At 39.4% G+C, this 19,423-nt stretch carries 10 protein-coding genes, 2 tRNA genes, 1 rRNA gene and 5 pseudogenes; 12 read left to right on the forward strand and 6 right to left on the reverse strand.

Annotated features, from left to right (window positions below; genetic code table 11):
• Window positions 1-33 precede the first annotated feature (33 nt).
• From rrf to AACL31_RS01790, 3 genes are all read left to right on the forward strand, one after another.
• Window positions 34-149, forward strand: a 5S ribosomal RNA gene (rrf, locus tag AACL31_RS01780).
• Between the two features lie 47 nt (window positions 150-196).
• Window positions 197-273, forward strand: a tRNA-Asp gene (locus AACL31_RS01785).
• A 6-nt stretch (window positions 274-279) separates the two neighbouring features.
• Window positions 280-355: transfer RNA gene (locus tag AACL31_RS01790), tRNA-Trp, on the forward strand.
• A gap of 251 nt (window positions 356-606) precedes the next feature.
• Here AACL31_RS01790 and hdfR read toward each other — a convergent pair.
• Window positions 607-1,425 (reverse strand): HTH-type transcriptional regulator HdfR, encoded by an 819-nt coding sequence (gene hdfR, locus AACL31_RS01795; RefSeq protein ID WP_310510055.1) that lies wholly within the window; start codon window positions 1,423-1,425, stop codon window positions 607-609.
• A gap of 118 nt (window positions 1,426-1,543) precedes the next feature.
• Between hdfR and AACL31_RS01800 the strand changes: the two genes are divergently transcribed.
• On the forward strand, window positions 1,544-1,882 hold the full coding sequence (locus tag AACL31_RS01800; protein ID WP_032114311.1) for a DUF413 domain-containing protein: 339 nt from the start codon (window positions 1,544-1,546) through the stop codon (window positions 1,880-1,882).
• Between the two features lie 42 nt (window positions 1,883-1,924).
• On the opposite strand, the gene AACL31_RS01805 is transcribed toward AACL31_RS01800, so the two are convergent.
• Window positions 1,925-3,451, reverse strand: a complete 1,527-nt coding sequence (locus AACL31_RS01805) for a YifB family Mg chelatase-like AAA ATPase (RefSeq protein WP_310511564.1) — start codon at window positions 3,449-3,451, stop codon at window positions 1,925-1,927.
• 443 nt (window positions 3,452-3,894) lie between these two features.
• Between AACL31_RS01805 and AACL31_RS01810 the strand changes: the two genes are divergently transcribed.
• From AACL31_RS01810 to ilvA, 6 genes and pseudogenes are all read left to right on the forward strand, one after another.
• Window positions 3,895-3,996, forward strand: coding sequence for an IlvGEDA operon leader peptide (locus AACL31_RS01810; protein ID WP_310511563.1), 102 nt, complete (start codon window positions 3,895-3,897; stop codon window positions 3,994-3,996).
• Window positions 3,997-4,117: 121 nt separating this feature from the next.
• A pseudogene (gene ilvG / locus AACL31_RS01815) lies at window positions 4,118-5,760 on the forward strand (acetolactate synthase 2 catalytic subunit).
• Window positions 5,760-6,020 carry an acetolactate synthase 2 small subunit gene (gene ilvM / locus AACL31_RS01820; protein ID WP_310511562.1) on the forward strand — a complete coding sequence of 87 codons (261 nt, stop codon included), beginning with the start codon at window positions 5,760-5,762 and terminating at the stop codon, window positions 6,018-6,020. The pseudogene ilvG and the gene ilvM overlap by 1 nt, the downstream one beginning before the upstream one ends.
• Before the next feature lie 9 nt (window positions 6,021-6,029).
• Window positions 6,030-6,956: a branched-chain amino acid transaminase gene (locus tag AACL31_RS01825; RefSeq protein WP_310511561.1), complete on the forward strand. Its 927-nt coding sequence runs from the start codon at window positions 6,030-6,032 to the stop codon at window positions 6,954-6,956.
• A 63-nt stretch (window positions 6,957-7,019) separates the two neighbouring features.
• Window positions 7,020-8,868 (forward strand): annotated as a pseudogene (ilvD, locus tag AACL31_RS01830) (dihydroxy-acid dehydratase).
• 1 nt (window position 8,869) lies between these two features.
• Window positions 8,870-10,475, forward strand: a pseudogene (gene ilvA / locus AACL31_RS01835) (threonine ammonia-lyase, biosynthetic).
• Here the strand turns inward: ilvA and ilvY are convergent.
• Window positions 10,422-11,327 (reverse strand): annotated as a pseudogene (gene ilvY, locus AACL31_RS01840) (HTH-type transcriptional activator IlvY). The pseudogenes ilvA and ilvY overlap by 54 nt on opposite strands.
• A 191-nt stretch (window positions 11,328-11,518) precedes the next feature.
• Between ilvY and ilvC the strand changes: the two are divergent.
• Window positions 11,519-12,993, forward strand: a pseudogene (gene ilvC / locus AACL31_RS01845) (ketol-acid reductoisomerase).
• 422 nt (window positions 12,994-13,415) lie between these two features.
• Here the strand turns inward: ilvC and AACL31_RS01850 are convergent.
• Window positions 13,416-14,003 (reverse strand): M10 family metallopeptidase C-terminal domain-containing protein, encoded by a 588-nt coding sequence (locus AACL31_RS01850; protein WP_310511560.1) that lies wholly within the window; start codon window positions 14,001-14,003, stop codon window positions 13,416-13,418.
• A gap of 470 nt (window positions 14,004-14,473) precedes the next feature.
• On the opposite strand from AACL31_RS01850, the gene rep reads away from it, so the two are divergent.
• Entirely contained in the window at window positions 14,474-16,492 is a 2,019-nt protein-coding gene (rep, locus tag AACL31_RS01855) for a DNA helicase Rep (RefSeq protein WP_310511559.1), read from the forward strand.
• A gap of 26 nt (window positions 16,493-16,518) precedes the next feature.
• Here rep and gppA read toward each other — a convergent pair whose 3' ends face one another.
• Window positions 16,519-18,024, reverse strand: a complete 1,506-nt coding sequence (gene gppA, locus AACL31_RS01860) for a guanosine-5'-triphosphate,3'-diphosphate diphosphatase (protein WP_310511558.1) — start codon at window positions 18,022-18,024, stop codon at window positions 16,519-16,521.
• Window positions 18,025-18,032: 8 nt separating this feature from the next.
• On the reverse strand, window positions 18,033-19,319 hold the full coding sequence (gene rhlB / locus AACL31_RS01865) for an ATP-dependent RNA helicase RhlB (protein WP_310511557.1): 1,287 nt from the start codon (window positions 19,317-19,319) through the stop codon (window positions 18,033-18,035).
• Window positions 19,320-19,423 lie beyond the last annotated feature (104 nt).

The following is a 19,423-nucleotide window of genomic DNA, read 5'->3' on the forward strand; positions in this document are numbered from 1 at the left end:
CGAAATAAGACGGGATAAATAGAAAAGAATTTGTTTGGCGGTAATAGCGCGGTGGTCCCACCTGACCCCATGCCGAACTCAGAAGTGAAATGCCGTAGCGCCGATGGTAGTGTGGGGTCTCCCCATGTGAGAGTAGGGAGCTGCCAGACTTTAATTTAAGGCTAATGGGAAAGACCATTAGTGAAATAAATCGGGTGGTGCGGTAGTTCAGTTGGTTAGAATACCGGCCTGTCACGCCGGGGCTCGCGGGTTCGAGCCCCGTCCGCACCGCCACCTATTAGGGGCGTAGTTCAATTGGTAGAGCACCGGTCTCCAAAACCGGGTGTTGGGAGTTCGAGTCTCTCCGCCCCTGCCATTTACGGCTTTATAGATAATGTTATTAAATATTAAAAACCCAGTTTAACAGACTGGGTTTTTTTATGAGCCACCCAAAGCCATTTTAATTTCTAGTTATTAAAATTGATGTATTTCTGTCCTATCATATTATTTTTGGTAAATATTAGATACAAAAAGACTAGGATCGTTTTTTGTACTTTTAGCCATAATAGATATTTTTTGTTAATGATAGGTCATGTAACTAAAAGTTTATATTTTACTTATTCATAATTAGTTATTCTTAATAGGTATTTTTGCTAATTTATCAATAAACGTCTCTTGTCCATTATTTTGTAACCAAATAGCATAAATTGGTTTGCTATAGACAACTTTCGATAGTGTTTTTAATTCATGATATTGATTAAGCCAATGAATTGGTAAAACAGAGGCAGATTTTGTGGGATATAATAGCTCCCGCGCAAGATTAGCCGATGTTGTAAGTAGTGTCGGCGAATTTTCAACTAAAGATGATTTTTCAGTGGTATTGAAATCAGGACTCCATTCAAGTTTGATGTAATTGAATCTCGACAGAGTTAAATTTTTTTTATTTGTCATTAATTGTAATTTTATTTCACCAATAATGGCGCTTTCAAATTCATCCATTTTTGGCGGTTCGATTGCAATAAGTAAATCAAGTTCGCGTGAATGAAGCTGTTTTACTAAAGATTGTCGCGTGGATATTCTGCATTCAAGATGAAGCTCTTTGTGTTTTTGATAGATAAGTTGTATCCAATTTGTTAAGCATCCTTCCCATAGTGATATTGTTGAGCCTATTGAAAATTCTGTGTGTAATGATTGATGAGAAATTTCTTTTTTAGCTTGTAGCCAGGTATTTATTAACGATTCAGCGTAGGGAATCAAACGTTCGCCTGCGGCAGTTAAACGAATATTATTGCGATGACGGGCAAATAAAATAGTACCTAATTGCGTTTCTAATTGACGTATTCGAAAACTTACCGCTGATTGTGTTAGGTATAATGATTCGGCTGCTCGACCAAAATGTCGGGTTTTACTAACTTCTAAAAAAGTTTTTAATAATTCAGTATCCACAGCAATCTCCAAAATTTTTAATCTTAACGATTTAAATGTTTTGTTTTACAGAATGCAATTGCTAACTAATACTCCGCGCCATAATGAGTGTGACATTAGAGAGGTAGGAGTGTGTTAGATGGCAGAAAGCTTTATCACGACTAATCGTTTTTTTGATAATAAAAATTATCCTCGAGGTTTTTCTCGTCATGGTGATTTCACCATTAAAGAAGCTCAGTTGTTAGAATGTTGCGGTCAAGCTTTCAATGAACTTGATTTAGGTAAGCGTCAACCTCAGACAGAAGAAGAAAAACTTTTTGTTGCTATGTGTCGCGGTGAACGCGAACCTGTGACACCAGAAGAAAAAGTATGGTCTAAGTATATGACTCGTATTAGCCGACCTAAGCGTTTTCATACCTTATCTGGAGGTAAACCACAACTGGATCCCTCAGAAGACTATACCGATACTGATGATTAATATCATCATAGTTCTAAAAAAAGGGGTTTTAATACCCCTTAATTATTCAATTTGTTTTTGTAATTGAATAAGTAGCTTATCCATACTGCGATAGCTAATTGCTTCAATAATATCAATTTTTTCAATTTGTTGTTGCTGTTTTAAATCGGCAATGGTCCGTGAGACTTTCAGTATACGATTCCAAGCTCTGATTGAGAGGCCAAGTTTATTTAATGTTGTTTCTAAAAAAAGGGCGTCATTTGGTTTTAGTTTACAAAAAAGTGCGGCTTCTTTGCTATTTAGTTTTGCATTAATTTTACCTGAACGTTCAATTTGTTGCTTTCTTGCCTGTATTACACGTTTTTTTATATCGAAACTGCTTTCATTTGTAGGTGTAGAGTGGCTTAAAGTACCTAGCGGTAACAGAGGTACCTCTATAGAGAGATCAAAACGATCTAAGAATGGTCCAGATATCTTTGCTAAATAACGGAGGATCTGTTTTGGGCTGGCTCGGTTATATATGCCTTTATAGTGGCCCATAGCGCTGGGATTTAAAGCGGCAATAAGTTGAATATTGGCTGGGAAATTAACTTTAGCTTTTGCACGTGAAATTATTATTTCTCCAGACTCTAGCGGTTCCCTAAGTGCGTCGAGTACTTTTCGTTCAAATTCGGCGAGTTCATCAAGAAATAAAATGCCATTATGGGCTAAGGATATTTCTCCCGGTTTGGGTAAGCTTCCTCCACCAATTAATGCTGCCATAGAAGCACTGTGATGAGGTGCTCTAAATGGCCGTGTAAGCCATTTTTCGTTATCAAATGAGATATCACATAAACTTTTTATTGACGCTACCTCTAGCGCTTCTTGATTGGTTAGATCAGGCAGGATAGTAATAAGGCGGTTGGCAAGCATGGTTTTACCTGTGCCTGGTGGGCCAAGTAGTAAAAGGTTATGTTCTCCTGCGGCGGTTATCTCTAATGCGCGCTTGGCATGTTGTTGGCCAATAATATCATTGATATCTGTTATATTAGAGTGCTTATGGTTGGTGATAGGTGTTTCTTGATTGTGAGATAAAGTATTTTGATCATGTAAGAAATGACAAACAGCTAATAGATGTTCACAAAAATAGACACTTTCTGTTGGTAACAAATTTAATTCATTTGTGTTTTCTAGGGAAGTGATCAATTTACGCTGATTTTTTAATGCTGCTTGTGCCGCTGTTATTACCCCTGTTATTCGACGAATTTGACCAGAAAGAGCTAATTCGCCAAGGAATTCGAATTGATTTAATTTTATTGATGTAATTTGTTCCGATGCCGCTAAGATGGCGAGTGCGATAGCTAGATCATAACGTCCGCCTTCTTTTGGCAAATCGGCAGGCGCTAAATTAATAGTTATTCTTTTAGATGGATACTGAAAACCACTATTAATTAAAGCACTTCTGACACGATCACGAGCTTCTTTGACGGCTGTTTCTGGTAACCCTACTAGGGTGAGTCCAGGTAGCCCATTACTAATATGTGCCTCAACTGTTACCCGTGGGGCATTCATACCGATTGAAGCTCTGGTGTAAATAACCGCTAGTGCCATATTTCCTCCCTAAAATGTCATGTCACTATTTTCTTAGTTAGTAAATTAGGTACAACTAGCTTTTGGTGAATATGGGAAGGTTGTTAGAGAAGTGGCCGAAATTTTTACTTTTGTGGTAATTTTTTAGGACAGCGCTGCCATTTTTGATGATGAAAATTGGCCATTAATTGTCTGTATTACAATTTCTGACATTAATTAATAAGCTGTGGTTTATCATTTTATAATCAAATGGCTTTTTGGTTAAATTTTTTTGCATTAACTGCATTTAATAGTTTTTTATTTCAATTATTTTCTGTTTTTAATAGAATTATTTTATGCTGAGATTTACTTATTGATTTTAGTCGTAATTTTTTATTTTTCGATAAAAAAATAAAATAAGTATTGTCAAATAAGTGTCAACGTGTTAACTCTAAATAAATTATCAAGATCAAAGAACGGATATTATGACGAAGGTGTTTGCCCTAATAATTAACCTAATTATTGTGAGCGTGGTGGTGATTATCCCACCGCGCGGGGCAGCACTTGGAAGAAGAAAGGCAGAATAACTAGCCAGATTTCACAAGAACCCCGCACCGAAAGGCGCGGGGTTTTTTTTAGCTTTAAATTTTAGTTGTCGGTGAGAGTTTAGAAAAATAAACTAATAAATTAGGTTGCTGGAGTAGAACAATGAATGGAGCACAATGGTTAGTTCAGGCATTAATTACCCAAGGGGTTGAACAGATTTTTGGTTATCCAGGGGGGCCATTATGCCTGTTTATGACGCTTTGTATGATAGTGATTTAGAACATCTCTTATGTCGCCATGAGCAAGGTGCTGTTATGGCTGCTATTGGTTATGCAAGAGCAACGAATAAACCAGGAGTTTGTATTGCAACATCAGGGCCAGGAGCAACCAATTTGATCACTGGTTTAGCCGATGCATTATTAGATTCAGTGCCTATCGTTGCCATAACAGGACAGGTTGCTTTGGAGCTTATTGGCACAGATGCCTTTCAGGAAGTTGATGTTTTAAGTCTTTCTTTAGCTTGTACAAAACACAGTTTCTTAGTGGATTCTGTTGATATGTTGCCACAGGTTATTACTGAGGCTTTCAGTATTGCAACAACGGGTCGTCCAGGCCCAGTTTTAATTGATATTCCCAAAGATATACAGTTGCAGACAACTCATTCGCTGCCCTATTTGATGCCAGTTGAACAAAAACCATTTTATTCTGCCTATCAATTAGCTACTGCATGTGAAATTATGGAGCAGGCGAAACAACCTATTTTGTATGTGGGTGGCGGTGTTGGTATGTCAGGGGCGGTCGCTGAGTTGAGGGATTTTATTGCTATCTCAGGATTACCTACAGTTTCTACATTAAAGGGGCTCGGTGCTGTCACAGCAGATGATCCGCATTATTTGGGAATGTTGAGTATGCATGGCAGTAAAGCGGCAAATTTTGCTGTGCAGGAATGTGATCTATTGTTGGCGGTTGGCGCCAGGTTTGATGATCGTGTGACCGGTAAATTGAATACATTTGCCCCTAATGCCAAAGTCATCCATTTAGATATAGATCATGCTGAATTGAATAAATTGAGTCAGGCGCATGTTTGCTTGCTCGGTGATGCAAAACTATTATTACCACGATTAGCTAGACCATTAAATATTGCTTCATGGCAAGCCAAAGTCAGCGCGTTGAAAAAAGAGTATGAATGGAATTATAACCATACAGGGGATGCTATCGATGCCCCTGCTATGTTAAAACAAATCTCAGAACGTATGCATGTTGACACCATTGTTACAACAGATGTTGGGCAACATCAGATGTGGACGGCACAGCATATGGCATTTCGAGCTCCAGAGAATTTTATTACCTCAAGTGGATTAGGTTCAATGGGATTTGGTATTCCAGCTGCAATCGGCGCTCAGTTAGCCCGCCCTAATGCAGCGGTTATTTGTATTTCAGGTGATGGTTCTTTTATGATGAATATTCAGGAATTAGCCACCATAAAACGCAAACAATTACCGATCAAAATTGTGCTTATCGATAACCAACGTTTGGGCATGGTACGTTAGTGGCAAGAGTTATTTTTTCAACAACGCTACAGTGAAACTCAGTTAACGGATAATCCAGATTTTATCGCATTAGCCGCATCATTCGATATTGCCGGTCAGCGTATTACGCATACTTTAGAAATTAATGACGCACTTGATAGATTATTCAGTCATGCAGGCCCCTATTTGCTACAGGTATCTGTTGATGAATTAGAAAATGTTTGGCCATTGGTTCCTCCTGGTGCCAGCAATGAAAAAATGATGGAGAAACCCTGATGAGAGAATATCAATTAAATATTGAAACGCGCTTTCGGCCAGAGGTCTTAGAGCGCATTTTGCGGGTGACCCGTCATCGCGGTTTTCAGGTTAACGCAATAAGCATGAGTCAGGTATTAGGTGGAAATAACGTTAGCATTGAAATAACGGTTAATAGTCAGCGTCCACTAAACCTACTTTGTTCCCAGTTAATTAAATTGGCAGATGTTTTTGATATTGAAATCAAGCAACAAGCTGCCAAACAATCAATCGTAATGTAAGGTAAAAAAATGACAAAAAAAGCAGATTATATTTGGTTTAATGGAGAAATGGTGCCCTGGGCGGAGGCAAAGATACATGTTATGTCTCACTCTTTACATTATGGTACTTCGGTTTTTGAAGGTATTCGCTGTTATCACTCTCATCAAGGGCCAGTAATTTTTCGCCATCGTGAGCATATGCAGCGTTTACATGATTCAGCCAAAATTTATCGCATGCCTTTAAGCCAAAGTGTTGATGAGTTGATGACAGCTTGTCGCGAAACGATTGGTAAAAATAAGTTGGTTAGTGCCTATATTAGACCACTTGTTTTTATTGGTGATGTTGGTATGGGAGTTAATCCGCCACCAGGTTACAAAACGGATGTCATTATTGCGGCTTTTCCTTGGGGAACTTATCTCGGTGAAAAAGCACTCGAACAAGGTATTGATGCGATGGTTTCGTCCTGGCATCGCGCCGCACCCAATACCATCCCGACTGCGGCTAAAGCCGGTGGTAATTATCTATCCTCTTTACTGGTAGGTAGTGAAGCTCGACGCCATGGTTATCAGGAAGGAATAGAGTTAGATGTTAGTGGTTATATTTCCGAAGGGGCGGGTGAGAACCTATTTGAAGTTAAAGATAACGTACTTTTTACACCGCCATTTACCTCATCGGCACTACCCGGCATCACACGTGATGCGATTATTAAGTTGGCCACTGAATTGGGATTTGAAGTCCGTGAACAGATGTTATCACGTGAATCGTTGTATCTGGCTGATGAAATTTTTATGACCGGCACAGCGGCTGAGATTACGCCAGTTCGTAGCGTTGATGAAATACAAGTCGGAGCCGGTCATTGTGGCCCAGTAACCAAGCGTATCCAGCAGGCTTTTTTCGGTTTATTTGATGGTTCGACAAAAGACAAATGGGATTGGTTAGATCCTGTCAATAGTTAGTTCAAATTAATAGATGTTTATTGGCGACTAGTTATCGTCAATTTTTATACCAAGGGAGCAAAAATTCCAGAATATCGTTCTGCTACAACGGTCAATGGTCGTAATATGGCTGGTGCAAGGGCACTTTGGCGGGCAACAGGAATGACTGACGCTGATTTTGGTAAGCCAATTATTGCTGTTGTCAATTCATTTACTCAATTTGTCCCTGGTCATGTGCATCTGCGTGATCTTGGTCAGTTAGTGGCTAAACAAATAGAAGCCGTTGGTGGTGTGGCAAAAGAGTTTAATACCATTGCTGTTGATGATGGTATTGCTATGGGGCATGGCGGTATGTTGTATTCGTTGCCCTCCCGCGAGCTTATTGCTGATTCCGTTGAATATATGGTTAATGCTCATTGTGCCGATGCGATGGTTTGTATTTCTAATTGTGACAAAATCACACCAGGAATGCTGATGGCCGCGTTGCGTTTAAATATTCCGGTTGTTTTTGTATCGGGTGGTCCGATGGAGGCAGGCAAAACCAAACTTTCTGATCAAATTATTAAACTAGATTTGGTCGATGCTATGATCAAAAGTGCAGATCCGGCTGTCAGTGATAAAGAAAGCGAACAAATTGAACGTTCAGCCTGCCCGACTTGCGGTTCATGTTCAGGCATGTTTACCGCTAATTCAATGAACTGTTTGACGGAGGTATTAGGATTATCTTTGCCTGGCAATGGTTCTTTACTGACAACGCATCGCGATCGTAAACAGTTATTCTTGGCCGCGGGTAAACGTATTGTTGAGATCACGAAAAAATATTATGAACAGGATGATGACAGTGTTTTACCACGCAATATTGCCAGCAAAGCTGCATTTGAAAATGCGATGACCCTCGATATTGCCATGGGCGGATCGACTAATACGGTATTACATCTATTAGCAGCAGCGCAGGAAGCCGAGGTTGATTTTACTATGGCAGACATTGATCGGTTATCACGTAAAGTACCGCATTTGTGTAAAGTAGCACCGAGCATTGCCAAATATCATATGGAAGATGTTCATCGAGCCGGTGGGGTGATCGCTATTTTAGGTGAATTAGATCGCGCAATTACTTAATCGTCAGGTAAAAAATATTCTTGGTTTGAACGTCACTCAAATGTTAGCGCAGTATGATGTCATATTGACGCAAGATGATGCGGTGAAACAGATGTATGCCGCAGGGCCGGCTGGTATTCGCACTACTCAAGCATTTTCACAAACATGTCGTTGGCCATCTTTAGATCTCGATCGTCAAACAGGCTGCATTCGCAATTTAGCCCATGCATATAGTCAGGATGGAGGTCTGGCGGTTTTATTTGGCAACCTGGCTGAAGATGGCTGTATTGTCAAAACTGCAGGTGTTGATGAAAATTGTCTGACATTTCGTGGTCTGGCCAAGGTATTTGATAGTCAAGAAGAGGCGGTAGCAGCAATATTGAGTGGTAAGATCGTGGCTGGTGACATAGTGGTAATTCGTTATGAAGGACCAAGAGGAGGGCCAGGCATGCAGGAAATGCTTTATCCAACTTCTTATCTTAAATCAATGGGATTAGCGAGTAGCTGTGCATTAATTACTGATGGGCGCTTTTCTGGTGGTAGCTCTGGATTATTAGTTGGCCATATTTCTCCAGAAGCGGCAAGTGGCGGTTTGATTGCCTTGATTGAAGATGGCGATCTTATTGATATTGATATTCCTGCTCGCAAGATTGCCTTAAATATCGATAGGGAAATATTGCATCAACGTAAGCAATCTGAATTACAGCGTGGTGAAAAAGCATGGACGCCACGCAAGCGTGAACGTAAAGTTTCTTTTGTTCTACGCGCTTATGCTGCATTAGCAACAAGTGCAGATAAGGGGGCGGTGCGTGATAAAGCGAAGCTGGAGGAATAAAATGGCGCTTTCTTCTTTGCAAAGTTCACCATCGGCAGAGGATTATTTAACCGCGGCGTTAAAAGCGCCAGTTTATCAAGTAGCACAAATCACCCCATTACAGGAGATGAAAAAAATCTCCGAACGGTTTGATAATGTCATTTTGGTTAAGCGTGAAGATCTTCAATTAATGCATAGTTTTAAGCTACGTGGTGCTTATAACATGATTGCTGGTTTGTCAGCACAGCAGCGAGCTAATGGTGTCATTACCGCTTCGGCCGATAATCATGCGCAAGGTGTTGCGTTATCGGCTAGTCGGATAGGGATCCCGGCATTGATTGTGATGCCATTAGCCACTGCTGATATTAAAGTTGATGCTGTTCGGCGGTTGCAGGCTGAAGTGCTTTTATATGGGGTAAATTTTGATGAGGCGAAAGCTAAAGCGATTGAAATTGCTCATCAGGAGGGATACACCTATGTGCCACCTTTTGATCATCCGGCAGTGATCGCGGGTCAAGCAACAATAGCGATGGAATTGCTACAACAAGCTCCTCACCTTGATCGTATTTTTGTGCCGGTTGGTGGTGGAGGATTGATTGCCGGTGTAGCGATCTTGATCAAACAATTAATGCCTGAAATTAAAATTATTGCTGTTGAGGCAGAAGATGCCGCTTGTCTTAAGGCCGCTTTAGCCGCCGGGTATCCGGTAGATTTACCCAGTGTTGTTATTTGCTGAGGGGGTGGCCGTTAAGCGTATTGGCGATGAAAGTTTTCGGCTGTGTCAAAAATATGTCGATGATATTATTACGGTCAATAGTGATAATATTTGTGCTGCGATTAAAGATTTATTCGAAGAGGTTCGTGCTATCGCCGAGCCAGCAGGGGCAGTGGCATTAGCCGGTTTAAAGAAATATGTTCAGCAGCATGACATAAAAGGTGAACGTTTAGCGCATATTTTAACGGGTGCTAATATCAATTTTCATGGTTTACGTTATGTTTCAGAGCGTTGTGAATTAGGCGAACAACGAGAAGCATTATTCGCTGTCACCATCCCTGAGCAACAAGGGAGTTTTTTGCGTTTCTGCCAAGTATTGGGTAAGCGTAGTGTTACTGAATTTAATTATCGCTATAGCGACATAAATTCAGAGCAAGCGCGTATTTTTGTTGGTGTCCGGTTGAGCTATGGGGTTGACGAATCTGCTGATATTGTTGCTGACTTACAACAAGCGGATTATGACGTTACCGATCTTTCCCATGATGAAATGGCTAGGCTCCATGTGCGTTATATGGTGGGTGGACGTCCGTCAAAGCCACTGAATGAACGGCTATTAAGTTTTGTCTTTCCAGAGTCACCTGGCGCGCTACTTAAGTTTTTGCAAACATTAGGTAGCTATTGGAATATTACCCTTTTCCATTATCGCAGTCATGGCACTGATTATGGGCGTGTTTTAGCGGCATTTGAACTATCCGGTTCTGAAGCCCTTTTTGAGCAACATCTCGCTGCATTGGGTTATGAATATTATGATGAAACCAATAATACTTCATTCCAATTCTTTTTAGCGCCGCATAGTCAGTTATTGACTGCGCATATTGGCAACAGTCAGCAACTGCCAGAATGCTCGAATTAATGGTTCATTAAGACGTTTATTTAAAACACAAACGCCAAGATCAAAAGGTTCAACGGGCGAAATAGGGTCAAGTTGTAGAATACGATGGCGGATCGATTCTGGGCTATTATCGACCACAACCTTTGGTATTAATGCAATACCACAACCGAGCGCAACCATTGATACAATAGCTTCATGGCCTGACACGGTAGCATAAATTAACGGATTATTAATAGCTTGGTGTTGAAACCAAAGTGCAATTCTTTGGCGGGCAGGTCCGTGCTCTGGCAGGATAAAGGGAATTTGTTGCCAGTTCGGTTGTGGTTGTGTAATTTGTTGACGGATCGTTCCAGCTAATGATGGGGCAATCAAAACCAACGGAATTTCACCTAATTTGTTAAATAAAATATTATCAGGTAGTTTTTTAGGTTTACCGGCAATCGCCAAATCGGCAGCTTGGCTGGCAACTTTATTGACCGCATCCGCTGCGTCGCCAGTGGTTAATTTAATTTCGATTAAAGGATTTTCTAATCTAAAGTTATCCAGGAGCTTAGGTAAGTGACTATAGGCGGCAGTGACTGAGCAAAATAGGCGTAATTCACCGGTCAATAAGGCACTCTGTTGGTTAAGTGAGTGACGAAGTTACTTATATTCAAACAGTGTTTGCTGGGCAAATTGTTTAAATTGTTTTCTTGCTTCGGTGAGGCGTACGGTTCTATTATCACGCATAAATAAAATGTGACCAAAACTTTCTTCCAGACGTTGTATTTGGCGAGATAATGTAGATGGACTGATATGCATTGCATTAGCAGTACGTCCGAAGTGACAGCTATCAGCTAGATGTAAAAATAACTTTAGATCGCGAATATTCATCACGCCTCCTGTGATAAAAAGTGACAAACTAATGTTGCAATTTTTGCAATATAATATTTTAAATATATCAATTTACGCAATATTTTTGATCGCATATAGTGATCATATAAACGCTTCTTTGTTAAATAATCTGAGAATAAAACAATAGAAAATGTACAATAAATTACTGAAATTATGAAGGAAATTAATCGATGGCTAATTATTTTAATACCTTAGATCTGCGCCAACAATTATTACAATTAAGTAAATGTCGTTTTATGGCCCGTGATGAATTTGTTGATGGAGCCAGTTATTTAAAAGATAAAAAAATTGTGATTGTTGGCTGTGGTGCGCAAGGTCTAAACCAGGGATTGAATATGCGTGATTCAGGTCTGGATATTGCCTATGCATTGCGCAAAGAAGCGATTGAAGAAAAGCGCCCTTCATGGTGTCAGGCGGTAGAAAATGGTTTTACTGTTGGTAGTTACGAAACATTAATTCCACAAGCGGATTTAGTCATTAATTTAACCCCAGATAAACAACATTCTGCTGTGATACAAGCCATTCAGCCATTAATGAAACCAGGTGCAGCATTAGGTTACTCACATGGTTTCAATATCGTTGAGGTAGGTGAACAGATCCGCCAGGATATTACCGTTATTATGGTTGCGCCGAAATGCCCGGGAACCGAAGTACGTGAAGAGTATCTGCGTGGTTTTGGCGTACCAACGTTGATTGCCGTTCATCCGGAAAATGATCCGCAAGGTGAAGGAATAGCCATTGCGAAAGCATGGGCTGCTGCTACAGGAGGTCATCGCGCGGGTGTGCTTGAATCCTCTTTTGTTGCCGAAGTAAAATCAGATCTGATGGGTGAACAAACCATCTTGTGTGGCATGCTTCAAGCTGGCTCCTTGCTTTGTTATGACAAAATGGTTGCAGACGGTATGAGCCGGGTTATGCAGGAAAATTATTACAATATGGTTGGGAAACGATCACCGAAGCCTTAAAGCACGGCGGTATTACACTGATGATGGATCGTTTATCTAATTCAGCTAAATTGCGGGCATTTGCATTATCTGAACAGCTAAAAGAAATCATGGCGCCATTATTTCAACTACATATGGACGACATTATGTCCGGCAAATTTTCATCTACGATGATGGCAGATTGGAATAATAATGATAAAAATTTACTGTCTTGGCGGGCAGAAACCAGGCAAACAGCGTTTGAAAATTATCCAGAATATAATGGGAAAATTTTAGAGCAGGATTATTTTGACCATGGTCTTTTATTAGTTGCGATGACCAAAGCCGGGGTTGAATTAGCCTATGAAACTATGCTGCAAGCCGGTATTATTGCGGAGTCTGCTTATTATGAATCATTACATGAATTACCATTGATTGCGAATACCATTGCGCGGAAACGTTTATATGAGATGAATGTCGTTATTTCCGATACTGCAGAATATGGTAATTATCTATTCTCTTTTGCTGCAATACCTTTACTCAAGGATTTTATGGCGACTTTACAGCCAGGTGACTTAGCGAAAAATATGGCCGCTAGCCACATTGATAATAGGCAATTGCGGGATATCAATGCAGCGATCCGTAGTCATCCCATTGAGGTCATAGGTAATAAACTGCGTAATTATATGACTGATATGAAAGGTATTGCTTCTGTTGCATAATGTAAACGGTAGATTTTATCTACCGCGCTATTGATAGGCTAAAAATATAGCTACGCAATTTTTAAGTTTCTCCATTATACGATTGAAGTTAGAGAGCACATACTAAGTTAGAGTGTAATTCAAACGGACACAGATTTTTCGCTTGCCATAATAATGCAAACCACTATCGGGTATTGCTATATACCCGTATTTGGTGGGAGTTTCAAACCGAAATATCTGCCGATAGAGTCAGTACTCGAGTGGAAAGGGAATATAAAGCGATATGATACAACATTCACTGCCTATGATTCATGCATTAATCATTAACACAATGAACAGTAAAAAAATAACGACATTAGCATTAACGATGGAGCAATAAATAGTAGAAAGTAAAAAAGAGAAGAACAAGATAGACAAACTTTTAGCTAGTGCCGGTAAATTATTTACATAAGTAATTTAATGTTAGTTATATCATTCATCTTTCCTATGATGTTGATTTGGAATTCACCGACTCCATCACCATCATGATCCAACATTAATTTTGTTAGATTTTTTTGTTCACTGTAACTAAATAACATTTCATTTTTTCTATGAGTAAAATGATCGACTAATTGAATAGCAACAAAATTATCATCAGAGTTTATGTTAAGTGTGGAAATATCAATTTTGTCTTTACCCATCTCAAAATCAGTAATGGTATCTGGCGATTCAGACAAAGAATCATCTAGTGACAAGTAGTTAAAAGTATCATTACCCTCACCACCAGTTAATCTATCAGCGCCTTTATCGCCGTATAAATTATCATTACCACTATCTCCAAATAGGTGATCGTTACCACTACCACCAAATAATTTGTCATCACCACTACCTCCGGATAGGTGATCATTGCCACAACCGCCGAATAAAATATCGTTCCCCTTACCACCGGATAATTTATCATCGCCGTTATTACCAAATAACGTATCGTTACTATCACTACCGTATAGATCATCGTTTTTGTCAGTACCATAGCGCATTGAATTATTTGTCATATAAGAATTTCCTTTATTTAGTTGTATCTGATTAGATTAGAAAATTAGGCTAAAAGTACTCATAGCTTTTACTGCATTTGTGCAGATTTTTTAAATTTTTGATTTTTTAAAAGAGGGTTAGTGGGTAGTTGTCATAAATACTCCCACTTTTAAGTAGTAACTACAATGATAGTTTTGCACTCATAGTTAGTTCAAATATACTAGAGAGTTTAGCCTAGAGTAAATCAACGACAATAAAACCCTAACTAATTGTTTTAAAGTTTTTTTATTAGCGGTATGAAATAGCTTTGGAAAAGTTGCCCTAATTCGTCATGATTCGAAGGTAGAACAACTTTATCTCTGATATGGGTTTTCAGCGATTATATTTTCATTACTCAATAGCGGGTTTTTTTATGACATTTTTTACTGATTTTCTTTCTGATACAATTTTAACTTATGATCAATAATGACAAATACTCAGTTAATACGCTATGCGATTAAATTACAATCAACAACAAGCGGTTGAATATGTTGACGGTCCCTGTTTAGTGCTGGCTGGGGCGGGCTCAGGAAAAACTCGCGTTATTACCAATAAAATAGCCTACTTAATTCGTCATCATGGATATTTACCACGTCAGGTGGTGGCAGTCACTTTTACCAATAAAGCCGCCAGAGAGATGAAAGAACGGGTAGGACAAACGCTAGGAAAAAAAGAAACCAGAGGATTAATTGTTTCAACTTTTCATACCCTAGGATTGGAAATTATTAAACGGGAACATAGTGCATTAGGCATAAAAGCCAATTTTTCATTGTTTGATGAACACGATCAAATGGCTTTGCTAAAAGAGCTAACCTTTGATTTATTGGCAGATGATAAAGATCTGTCACGCCAATTAGCGTCAACAATTTCTAACTGGAAAAGTGATTTATTAACTGCCAGACAAGTTATGGCGCAGGTAAAATCGGAAAAAGATCAGCTGTTTGCTGAATGTTATCGGCGCTATGAATTACATTTATCGAGCTGCAATGTGCTGGATTTTGATGATTTAATTACTAAACCAACTCGCTTGCTCGATGAGAATGAAGAGGTGTGTTCGCGTTGGCAGCAAAAGATCCGTTATCTGCTGGTGGATGAATATCAAGATACCAATACTAGCCAATATCAACTGGTTAAATTGTTAGTGGGTAAACGTGGACGTTTTACCGTTGTTGGTGATGATGATCAATCTATTTATTCCTGGCGTGGTGCTCAACCACAAAATTTAGCGTTACTAAAAAACGACTTCCCTCAGCTTAATGTGATCAAATTGGAGCAAAATTATCGTTCTTCTGGCCGGATTTTGAAAGCCGCTAATATATTGATTGCTAATAATCCACATGTTTTTGATAAAAAGTTATTTTCTGAATTGGGTTATGGTGAAGCGCTAAAAGTTATCACGGCTAACAATGAAGATCATGAAGCAGGACGTGTGATCGGCGAATTGGTTGCCCACCATTTTATCAATAAAACCCAATATAAAGATTATGCTATTTTATATCGTGGTAACCACCAATCACGACTATTTGAAAAATTATTGTTACAAAATCGTATTCCTTACCGTATTTCGGGTGGTACTTCATTTTTTTCACGGGCAGAAATTAAAGATATATTGGCTTATTTGCGGATCCTCACTAATCCAGATGATGATAGTGCATTTCTCCGTATTGTTAATACACCGAAACGTGAAATTGGGCCAAAAACCATCCAAAAATTAGGTGAATGGGCGATTTTGCGCCAAAAAAGCCTGTTTAATGCTAGCTTTGATGTCGGCCTTGAACAAACTTTAACCGGCCGTGGTTTGACAGCATTGCAACATTTCACCCATTGGTTAGCCAATATTGCCAAACGTGCTGAACGCGAGCCACTACTTGCCGTCAGAGATCTACTGCATGACATTGATTATGAAAGCTGGTTATACGAGACATCAACTAGTAGCAAAGCGGCTGAGATGCGGATGAAAAATGTTAATCAACTGTTTGGTTGGATGGATGAAATGGTTAATGGCAACGATATCGATGAGGCGATGACCTTATCGCAGGTTGTCTCGCGCTTTACATTGCGGGATATGATGGAGCGTGGAGAAACGACAGAAGATTTAGATCAGGTACAATTAATGACTCTGCATGCCTCAAAAGGACTAGAGTTTCCTTACGTTTTTTTAGTTGGTATGGAAGAGGGGTTGTTACCCCATCAAACCAGTATTGATGAAGATAATATCGATGAAGAACGCCGTCTTGCTTATGTAGGGATAACCCGTGCTCAACGAGCGTTATTTTTTACTCATTGTCGGGAGCGACGTCAATATGGTGAACTTATTCGACCAGAAATTAGTCGTTTTTTACATGAGTTACCTCAAGATGATTTGCTCTGGGAACAAAATAAAAAGATAGTTACTGCAGAACAGCGAATGGAAAAAGGACAGTCTGCGATTGCTGATATCAGAGCGAGATTGGGGTTAAATAAAAAATAAATTTTGCTAACTAAAAAAGATTGAGTTTACTGAGTTAATTCAGTTTGTCCTTCTAGTATCAAAGGCCAATTGATATTACTTTGCCATTGAATTTCTTGCTGTAAATTTTCATAACAAAGTGGATGTTCCAATAACCATTGATGAGGTAATGTTAGGATCAAGGTTTCTTTATTTGCTCTAAGCCGTAATAACGGTATGGTATTGTCACGACGAGGGAGAGTAAAAATAATCGCCAGTCTTAAAAGGCGACAAAGAAGAATAGCATGTTGGAGGGGGATCGCGTTTTGTTGAGTCAATTCCGCTAACTCAATTGGGCCAGTTTGATTTTTTAGCAAAGCCGCTAACAAGCCTTTTTGCGTAAGGGTATAACCTGGCATATCAAGATGGCTGATCAGATAATGGGCATGGTTAGTAGCATGACGAGCGTCAATACTTAAGCCAATTTCATGTAGAGCGCTGGCACCTTTTAATAGCTCATCAACTTGGTGATTATCACGATAAAAGCTTTTCTTTAATTGTGAATAAAAATATTCGGTTAGCCTTTTTACCCGATTAGCCTGCTCAATATCAACTTGAAAACGATGTTGAATATTAGCGAGTGTAACTGCGCGTATATTCTGTTTTGCAGGCAGATCAAGCATGTTATAGATTAATCCTTCACGCAATGCTCCACCTGCTAATATCATATGATCGATTTTTAATTCTACAAATATGGCGATTAGAATAGCTAAACCACTGGGAAAAACTAGCGCACTTTCTAGTGTTAACCCCTTGATTTCCAACTCTTCTAATTTTCCTGAGGTGATTGCCACTTTTTTTAATAATTGTAATTTATCTAGCGTAATACGTTCATCCATGCCAGCGGCCAGCATAATTTCTTGAATCGCCTGTATTGTACCTGAAGCGCCGACACAAATTTGCCAACTTTGCTCAATAAGTTGGTTCGCGATAGGTTTAATGATCTTATGCGCGGCAGTTTCAGCTTGCGCAAAATTTTCTTCGGTTAGATTACGATCTTTAAAATAGTGTTCAAGCCAGGTAACGCAACCCATATTAAGGCTAACAAGTTGATTATGTTTAACATTGGTACCGGTAATGATTTCAGTACTACCACCCCCAATATCTATCACTAGTCGTCTATCTGAACCGCCAGTGGTATATGCTACTCCCTGATAAATGAGTTGAGCTTCTTCTTCTCCAGTAATGATTCTGATGGGATGCCCTAGAATATTTTCTCCTTGCTTAATAAAGAGGTCGGCATTCTTAGCGAGACGAAGTGTTGCTGTAGCAACAATTTGTACTTGTTCAGTAGGAATATCTTGTAAATACTCGGAAAAAAGATGCAGACATTGCCAGCCACGATCCATGGCTTGTTGAGATAAATAGTTATTTTCATCGAGACCCGCGGCCAGTCTGACTTTACGCTTGATGCGAGCAAGGGTCTGTACATAACCAGAAATTTCTCGTACTACTAACATATGAAAGCTGTTAGAACCAAGATCGATTGCTGCATAAAGCGATGATTTTAACATAATATTTATTAGCTCGGACGTTTACGATTGTTGCGTGAATTATTCTGTCGGCTTTGGCTATTATTGTTACGACGTGTTCCATTAGTACGTGGACGACGACGTGGTTTTGGTGTAGGTAAATCTTGTAATAATGCTTCACTGTTGTATTTGTTGACAGGGATTTGATGCTGAATATACTCCTCAATAGCAGGTAAATTTAAAGAATACTCTTCACAAGCCAGACTAATTGAATGACCACTCTCACCGGCGCGGCCGGTACGACCAATACGATGAACATAATCTTCACAATCATCAGGTAGATCATAATTAAATACATGAGTGACAGATGGGATATGTAAACCTCTGGCGGCAACATCTGTTGCAACTAAGATATCTAAATGGCCTTGAGTAAACTGTTCAAGAATGCGTAGCCGTTTTTTTTGTGCTACATCGCCAGTTAATAAGCCAACGCGGTGACCATCAGCAGCAAGATGAGCCCAGATATCTTCACAGCGATGTTTGGTATTAGCAAAAATTATACATCTTTCAGGCCACTCTTCCTCGATTAACGTTTGTAACAGACGCATTTTTTCTTCGTTAGAAGGATAGAAAAGTTCTTCTTTAATGTGATGACCTGTTTTTTGTTGAGGTTCTAACTCAATATATTCGGGTTGATTCATTTGTTCAAATGCCAGTTCTTGAACACGATAAGAAAGTGTTGCGGAAAAGAGTAAATTCAAGCGTTGAGTGGCGAGTGGCATTCGACGAAATAGCCAGCGAATATCTTTAATAAAACCAAGATCATACATACGGTCAGCTTCATCAAGTACAACCACTTGAATGAGACCTAAATGAACGTGGCCTTGTTTGGTATAATCGATTAAACGCCCGGTCGTACCGATAAGAATATCTACACCCGACTGGAGCACATGCAGTTGTTCGTCGTAGCCATCACCACCATAAGCTAAACCCATTTTTAAGCCCGTTATAGCGGCTAATTCTTTTGCATCAGTATATATCTGAACCGCTAATTCTCGTGTAGGAGCCATAATTAGCGCTCTGGGTTGGTTAACTTGTCGTTCTGAATTTGTTGGATGTGTTAGTAAATAATGAAATGTTGAGATAAGAAAAACCAATGTCTTACCCGTTCCTGTTTGTGCCTGCCCCGCAACATCACGGCCTTCGACAGTAAAAGGCAATGTTGACGCTTGTATCGGCGTACAGTTATGAAAGCCATTTTTATTAAGGGCTTCAATAACTTTAGGGTGTAAGGCGAAGTCTATAAACTTCTTGTCTGTCAAATGTGTTTTACTCATAGTGTGTTAGAATATCAGTTAACGGTTGCTTTATGAAAGAAGATTGTTTGAAATAAAGCAAACATGGTTAAATTAATGTTAGACTGAAACGGCATAAAAATTTT

This window comes from Arsenophonus endosymbiont of Crataerina pallida, assembly GCF_964020125.1.
In the GTDB taxonomy this organism is placed as follows: domain Bacteria; phylum Pseudomonadota; class Gammaproteobacteria; order Enterobacterales; family Enterobacteriaceae; genus Arsenophonus; species Arsenophonus nilaparvatae.

What these genes read in the sequence shown, in the direction of transcription:
- rep (WP_310511559.1), top strand. Translation starts at nt 14,474, where the DNA reads ATGCGATTAAATTACAATCAACAACAAGCGGTTGAATATGTTGACGGT.
- AACL31_RS01805 (WP_310511564.1), bottom strand. Translation starts at nt 3,451, where the DNA reads ATGGCACTAGCGGTTATTTACACCAGAGCTTCAATCGGTATGAATGCC.
- AACL31_RS01800 (WP_032114311.1), top strand. Translation starts at nt 1,544, where the DNA reads ATGGCAGAAAGCTTTATCACGACTAATCGTTTTTTTGATAATAAAAAT.
- gppA (WP_310511558.1), bottom strand. Translation starts at nt 18,024, where the DNA reads ATGTTAAAATCATCGCTTTATGCAGCAATCGATCTTGGTTCTAACAGC.
- ilvM (WP_310511562.1), top strand. Translation starts at nt 5,760, where the DNA reads ATGAGAGAATATCAATTAAATATTGAAACGCGCTTTCGGCCAGAGGTC.
- AACL31_RS01825 (WP_310511561.1), top strand. Translation starts at nt 6,030, where the DNA reads ATGACAAAAAAAGCAGATTATATTTGGTTTAATGGAGAAATGGTGCCC.
- AACL31_RS01810 (WP_310511563.1), top strand. Translation starts at nt 3,895, where the DNA reads ATGACGAAGGTGTTTGCCCTAATAATTAACCTAATTATTGTGAGCGTG.
- rhlB (WP_310511557.1), bottom strand. Translation starts at nt 19,319, where the DNA reads ATGAGTAAAACACATTTGACAGACAAGAAGTTTATAGACTTCGCCTTA.
- AACL31_RS01850 (WP_310511560.1), bottom strand. Translation starts at nt 14,003, where the DNA reads ATGACAAATAATTCAATGCGCTATGGTACTGACAAAAACGATGATCTA.